Source organism: Moorena sp. SIO3I6 (assembly GCF_010672095.1).
Genome location: NZ_JAAHHU010001307.1, coordinates 1 through 1,439 on the forward strand (window position 1 = coordinate 1; position 1,439 = coordinate 1,439).

Annotated in this window: 1 protein-coding gene; it reads left to right on the plus strand. The window is 36.4% G+C overall.

Annotated elements, in window-relative coordinates; all coding sequences use genetic code 11:
• Positions 1 to 1,316 (plus strand): proton extrusion protein PcxA (locus F6K49_RS48820; RefSeq protein ID WP_293109929.1); only part of this gene is annotated, 1,316 nt, incomplete at its 5' end.
• Positions 1,317 to 1,439: the final 123 nt, after the last annotated feature.

The window sequence follows — 1,439 nt, forward strand, 5'->3', positions numbered from 1 at the left end:
ACAAAGCGGCCCTAAAAATTAAAGCGATTGAAGATGAATATTTTGGAGGTAAAAAAATCTCCGCCGATACCAGTCAATATAGTAACAGCGTTATTGCCTATTTTGAGGCAGAAATTAATAAATATATAAAGACTATAAACGTTAGACTAGTAGAATTTAAAACCAGTCGTTATGTCATAATAAATCCTGAATTAACCGGATCTAATCCTATTGAAAGTAGTCAACAACAAGCTAGGGAAAATTCTCAGTTATCTGAGTCAATCGACCTCAGCGATCAGCAGTCAATAATTATTGAAAAATTAAATTTTATTGATGAAATTATCAACAAGTATGCTCCACCAAAACCAGAAACAAACACCGCAGCATTGATTCCCATAAACCAAAAGCCAGATAATCAGATTACTAACGCCAGTCCAAGACAGGTTATCAAGCAAAATTCCAATCTTCGAGAAGCTGCTTATTTGGAATCAGACAACAATTCATCTCGAAATAATCAAGGAGCTAACTCCAATAAAATCACCGATAAAACCGGTGTATTACCTAGGTCAATCGTAGGAACAGTCAAAAGAATTCAGCAGGAACTCGATCCACGAGCTGAAGATAAAGTTGTCAAAACCTTTCGTCGGTCTCAACGTAAAACCGTAATCTCTATTAAATTTATCCTAATTTTAACTATTGTTCCTATTTTAACTCAGCAAATTTCTAAAACGTTTTTAGTTAGTCCCATAGTTGATCACTTTAGAAGTAGCCAGGAATCAGCTATTTTTTTAAATTATGAAATGGAAGAAGAAGCTCTGGTAGAGTTAAAAAAATTTGAAGAAGAACTCCACTTTAGAAGCTTACTGGGGTTTACTCCTAAACTATCTGAGGAGGAGATGGAAGAAGAAATTAAGCATAAAGCTAACGAACTGGCAGAAGACTATCATAATCAAGGATCCAATGCCATTAAAAATATTTTTGCTGACATTATAGCTCTAGTTAGTTTTGCCTTAGTTATCATGAACAGCAAACGAGATGTAATTATTTTAAAATCGTTTATGGATGATATTATCTATGGGCTTAGTGATAGTGCCAAAGCGTTTATAATTATTTTGTTTACCGATATATTTGTAGGATTCCACTCTCCTCACGGTTGGGAAATAATCCTAGAAGCCCTATCCCGACATTTAGGAATACCAGAAAGTCGAGAGTTTATATTTTTGTTTATTGCCACATTTCCAGTTATCTTGGATTCAGTGATAAAATATTGGATTTTCCGCTATCTGAATCGGATATCTCCTTCAGCAGTAGCTACCTATCGCACCATGAATGAATAAGAATGGCTTTACCGTACTTTTTAGGCTAAATAAACAGTCTGTAAGAGGGAACGGGGAACAGCGATGCAGCGCGGTCTTGGGGAGGCAGCGCGGTCTTGGGGAGGCAGTGCGGTCTTGGGGAGA